At 62.2% G+C, this 5,491-nt stretch carries 3 protein-coding genes and 1 pseudogene; 2 read left to right on the forward strand and 2 right to left on the reverse strand.

Features of this window, described 5'->3' with window-relative positions:
- Positions 1-537: 537 nt before the first annotated feature.
- Together ACJMNC_RS17990 and ACJMNC_RS17995 are read right to left on the reverse strand one after the other, a co-directional pair.
- Positions 538-792 (reverse strand): annotated as a pseudogene (locus ACJMNC_RS17990) (FAD-dependent oxidoreductase); the annotation flags it as partial.
- A gap of 155 nt (positions 793-947) precedes the next feature.
- Positions 948-1,916 carry an AurF N-oxygenase family protein gene (locus tag ACJMNC_RS17995; protein WP_408949324.1) on the reverse strand — a complete coding sequence of 323 codons (969 nt, stop codon included), beginning with the start codon at positions 1,914-1,916 and terminating at the stop codon, positions 948-950.
- A 133-nt stretch (positions 1,917-2,049) separates the two neighbouring features.
- Here ACJMNC_RS17995 and ACJMNC_RS18000 point away from each other — a divergent pair, with 133 nt between their 5' ends.
- Together ACJMNC_RS18000 and ACJMNC_RS18005 are read left to right on the forward strand one after the other, a co-directional pair.
- Positions 2,050-2,391 (forward strand): DUF4873 domain-containing protein, encoded by a 342-nt coding sequence (locus tag ACJMNC_RS18000; RefSeq protein WP_408949325.1) that lies wholly within the window; start codon positions 2,050-2,052, stop codon positions 2,389-2,391.
- Between the two features lie 62 nt (positions 2,392-2,453).
- A partial coding sequence (locus ACJMNC_RS18005) for an RND family transporter (RefSeq protein WP_408949326.1) occupies positions 2,454-5,491 on the forward strand: 3,038 nt, incomplete at its 3' end.

The following is a 5,491-nucleotide window of genomic DNA, read 5'->3' on the forward strand; positions in this document are numbered from 1 at the left end:
GGCTGCTGGACGCGATTGGTGTGGGCCGGCTCAGGTGCGCCGGCGATTAGGCAGAGAGCTGGGATGCGGGCCTAGAGAGACCCGAGTCTGCCTACGGAGTGTAGACGGACGGTGCGCAGGGCGCGGCTCGTCCAGGCAAGCGAGATGAGAAACTAGTCCTCTGGAAGTGAGTTACGGCAGAAGGTTGTGGTTCGCGCGCGGCGCGCGGCGGTGCCGCTGTCTGGGCCCTTGCTGGCTTGGGTAGTGATGGTTCCACGAGTAGTAGCCGTCGCCGAAGAGGCCGGAGCCATACCGGCACGTCGAGGCGGCTGCGCCCTTATTGCTAAAGTAGCACGACCTTTTCCGGCTGAGGCAGCCACCCTGCACCGCGCTGTTGTGGATAGGCCCTACGCGCACACTGCATGGCAGTGACTACATGAGGATGAGCAAGCTCTCGGCGCCATCGACCAGCTTCCACACCAGGAGTGTCGGGCTTTAGCTCGTCATGAACTTTCTCTAGAGGCTGTTCGCACCACAGTGAGTCTTCTAGGTAAAACACGAGTAGGAGTACCTCAGTGACGGTACGTCACACGCGCATCCCGGATAGGTGTTGTCGCGCCACGTCCCACCGACGGAGTCGGCCTTTTCCAGCACGATGAAATCGTTATTCCCGCGTCGGCGGAGCTGCACGGCCATACCGAGGCCGGAGAAGCCGCTGCCGATGATGAGCACCTTGGTAGTGATGGGTTCGGTCGTTCCCGGGTCTGTCGCCGTGGCGGCGCGCGGCGCGCGCTTGGTGTTGGAAGACGGCATTGAGTGAAGGTCTCCTGATCAAAGAGTAGAGCGAACGGACCTGCTCGGCGCGGGACGCGTGGCAGGCAGATGTGAGGCATCCGTCTGAGCCCAGAGAGATCCGGGCGTAGGGTCGAGAGACGGATTAGCGGCCGCGTGGACTCGGCCGGGTGTGGTTAGCGCAGGTCGTCGGGGAGGCTGCGCGTTGCGCGCCACATCGCCATTGTGAATTTCCCCTCCATCATCCCGGCCTCGTGGAAGAACCGGATCATCGGCTCGGACATGAACTGCAAGTTGACGCGATAGTTCGGGCTCGTCTGCTGCGCCCACAGCCCGCGCAGACGGTTGATTCCGACAGCGGGGTACACCTTCGGATTGATGAGCAACGGGTACGCAAAGTTCGCAATGACCGCCAGCGTGCCTCGATGCCAAGCGCGCGAGATGCGTCCGCGACGCTGCATCCCCTCCACCATTTCCAGCCGCGCGAACGTGATGTGGCGGGCCTCTTCGAGAACGTGGATCTTCATGAGCTGGCGCAGATGCGGCTGCATTTTCGGGTCATTCATCGCCTCACGCTGAGCGCGGTCGAGGATCTCTTCGATGAGCAATGTCGCGCCGGATACAGACGGGCCGAGAGGCACAAAGTGCAGAATCTTCGCGAAGCCCAAGAACCCCTTCGGCAACTTGTACGGTGCCAGGCCCGTCTTGTTGATCAACCGGGCAAACATCGTCGAGTGACGTGCCTCGTCGCCGATCTCGTTAAGGGCGTAGAGGGCCCTTTGATCTGTCAGGGCGCCTTTGGCAGACATTCGGAGCAGCGCTGAGCTGAGCAGATTCTCTGCGTAGATACCGAAGCTGAGAATGCTGACGATCTCGTGGCGCCCGAGTTCCACCTTCTGCTCATCGCTCATTTTCTCCCACAGCTTGGTGCCGTAGAGCGAGACCCGATGCTCGGGCAGGAAGTACTTTCCCTCCTCCCAGGGCGAGTCCCAATCGATGTCGATCTCCGCGTCGTAGAACTTTTCGGCCGCCGCCCGCAGGAGTCGGCCGGCAGATCTCTGCATGTCGACGGGCTTGCGGGCGCTGACGCGCGCAACGCCTTCCGTCGAGACGTCGGGCTTGATCTCCACATTTTGAACGGTCATGTGACACCTCCGTTGTGTTCCGGGCCGAGTTGAGTCTCGACTTCATACCCGATACTCTGGGTACCCGATACTGCTAGTGTCACTGCCAGTGTGTTCTTTTGTCAAGGCTTGATGTGAAGAAAGTGAGCTTTACGTGTCTGACGACCACGATCTCGACTACTCCGGCGTGGGCACCTTGGTGTGCCGCGGCAAGGAGATTGCTGTCGAGGTGAAAATCAAAGGCTATTTCCAGCCCCTGAACGGCTTGTACACCTGGTACGGCAGGATCGACAAGAACGATGCGCTCGACGCCCTCCTCGGGGGCAGGCGCACGGTTGCTGTCTTTGTGACACCAGAGGGACGCGCCGAGTGCGTCGTGGGCGATCCTGATTTCTGGGATCGCTATCGCATCTCGGGCACGAGCAGGCCGCCGTACCACATCCCCACCACCCTGGAGGAAGTGGAGGCGATAGCAGAGAGCGAACATCACAGCTGACCGATCTGCGCAGCCGCCCTGGGGGCGTCCCCCAACAATCCAGTCTGAGAGGAAATTTGTACGTGGCCAGGCCGTCGATCATCCGGAACCGTCCATCGAGGCGTTCTGCCGGCACCGGTGAGTACAGCGCTGTACTGGAAAAGGTCGCCTGGTTCACGTTGCGGCGCAAGGGGGTCGTGGCGTTGGTCTGGGTCGTGGTTGCGGTCGGCCTCGCAGTGCTGTTCCCGCAGCTGGAGTCGGTGATCCGACAGCAGTCGGTGGACCCGATACCCGCGGGCGTACCGTCATTTCAGACGCTCGACCGGATGGGTGAGGCGTTCAATGAGAAGGGGGCCAAGACCACCGTCTTCGTCGCCATGGAGAACGACGAGGGCTTTTCGGACACCACCCGCGCCCTATATGACGAATTGGTGACCACACTACGTGCGGACACAGAACACGTCATCGCGGTCCGCGACCTGCTCGGTGACCCGCTCACGGAGAGTCAGGCGTTGAGCAAGGACAAGAAGGCGTGGTATCTGCCTATCGGTGTCACCGGGACGTTGGGCGGGCCGGACGCTGCCGACGCGGTGGAAGCGGTCCGTGACACCACGGACGAGATCTTCGGTGGTACCGGCACAACTGTCCGGGTGACCGGTCCACCTGCCACGTTCACCGACCAGCTCGCGGTGGGTGAGACCGATCTGGTCGTGATCACGCTCGCCACGGTGCTGTTGATCGCCGGGATCCTACTGATCGTTTACCGATCGATCTTCACCGCTCTCATGCCGCTGCTGGTGGTCGGCATGAGCCTGGCAGTGGGCCGCGGGGTGCTCTCGGGTCTGGGCGAATTGGGCATGCCCGTGTCTCAATTCACCTCGATGTTCATGACAGTAATCATCTTCGGCGCCGGAGTCGACTACTCCGTATTCCTCATAAGCCGGTATCACGAGGGCATCCGGGCGGGTGACACCCCGGACGTGGCCATTGCGAACGCCACAGCAACGATCGGTCGCGTGGTGCTCGCGTCCGCAGCGACAGTTGCCCTTGCCTTCTTGGCGATGGCGTTCGCCAAGCTCAGCGTGTTCAACACGCTCGGCCCGGCGTGCGCGATCTCCATCGCCTTCGGCTTCCTGGCCACCGTCACTCTGCTGCCCCCCGTGCTGTCGTTCGCGGCAAAGCGTGGCGCGGGGCTACCTCGTCGTGACCTCACCAGACGGTACTGGCATCGGGTGGGAACGGGGGTGATCCGGCGGCCGGTCCCGCTGCTCGCGGTGAGCCTGGTGGCACTGATCGCTCTCGGCCTCATCGCGACCACCATGACAATCACCTACGACGATCGGGAAGGTCAGCCGCCGGACACCGGAAGCAACGAGGGATACGCGCTGCTGAACCGGCACTTTCCCAAAGACACCATCATCTCCGAATTCCTTCTGGTGGAGTCGAACAAAGACATGCGCACCGGCCAGGGACTGGCCGATCTTGAACAGATGGCGTCGCGCGTCGCGCAGACTCCCGGTGTCACCCGCGTTATCGGGGTGACTCGCCCGACGGGTGAGAAGCTTGAGCAGGCTGAGTTGTCATGGCAGAACGACCAGATCGGTAGTGGTATCACCGAACAGACCGGTGACGCACAGTCGCGGAAGGGCGAACTGGAGCTACTGAGGACCGGGTCCTCACAACTCGCCGACGGTCTTGCTGTCCTGAACGAGCAAATCACCACCAACCTCGCGCCGCTGTCGGGGTTGCTCGAGCAGGCCTCGTCGGCCGGCGAGCAGCTCAGCCAGTATCGTCCGCTCGTCGATCAGCTGGCTGCTGCGGCGCCCGCACTCGATGAGTTTTCCCAACAAGCTCCCGAGCTGTCTCGAGTGGCACGACAAGCACAGTCGGCTGCCGACGCCGTCGCACCAGTGTTGAGTGCACTCGATGCTCCCTGGTGCGTCCAGATCCCGCAGTGTTCGGCCTTGCAGACACAGACCTCGGACATCCGCGCACTGGCCGACAACCAGTCCCTCGGTCGCTTCGCGGACTTCGCTACCCAGCTCGGTGGAGTCAACGGCCCGGGAACGGCGGACATCGCGCAGTTGCAGAGCTCATTGAACGTCCTCGACTCCGCTCTGCAGACGATCAACGGCCAGGACCTCGGCAGTCGGTTGTCACAGCTCCAGACGGGCGTCCGAGCGCTCGCCGACGGGGCCCGCCAGCTGTCCGGCGGTGTGAGCGCATTGGTGGACAGCAACCTACAGCTGCTGGCGGGCCTGTCTCAAGTGGCCGCCCAGCTACGCGCGCCCGCCCGGGACATCGGCAACACCGACTCGGCAACGGGATTCTACCTACCCGCCGACGCGTTCAAGGATCAACAGTTCAGCCAAGTGGCGCGCCAGTTCATCTCGCCGGATGGCAAGACTGCTCGCTATGTAGTGCAGACCGCCTACGATCCGTATACCGCGGATGCCATGACGTTGGCTAACAGCCTGTCAAAGGTGGCCGAGGACGCCATGCCGAACACCACGCTGCAGGGTGCGCGCGCATCTGTCGCCGGGTTCCCGGCGATCAACGCCGACATCCAACGACTTCTGGCGTACGACTTCAAGTTACTCGGATTCGGGACGCTCCTGATAGTCGGCCTGATCCTAATGCTCTTACTCAGGGCGATCGTCGCACCGATCTATCTACTGGCCACTGTCATTCTCAACTACGCAGCCGCTCTGGGCATCGGTGTCCTAGTCCTGCAACACATTGTCGGCAACGAAATAGCGTGGCCGGTCCCACTGGTGTCCTTCATCGTTCTAGTGGCAGTGGGGGCCGACTACAACATGCTGTTGGTTTCCCGGCTCAGAGAGGAATCGACGGCCAATATCCGGCTCGGAGTTCTGCGCACGGTCGCGTACACCGGCTCGGTCATCACCTCAGCCGGTTTGATCTTCGCGGCGAGCATGTTCGGACTCATGCTGGGATCGATCGACGTGATGGTGCAGATCGGCTTCATCATCGGTATCGGGTTACTCTTGGACACCTTTCTCGTCCGCACGATTGTCGTCCCGGCGGTAGCAGCATTGCTCGGTGAGGCGAGCTGGTGGCCAGGGAGGGTGCACCGGGCGGACGGTGAGCCGGATTCCAC

It is taken from the genome of Gordonia sp. VNK21 (assembly GCF_046098115.1).
Taxonomy (GTDB): Bacteria; Actinomycetota; Actinomycetes; order Mycobacteriales; family Mycobacteriaceae; genus Gordonia.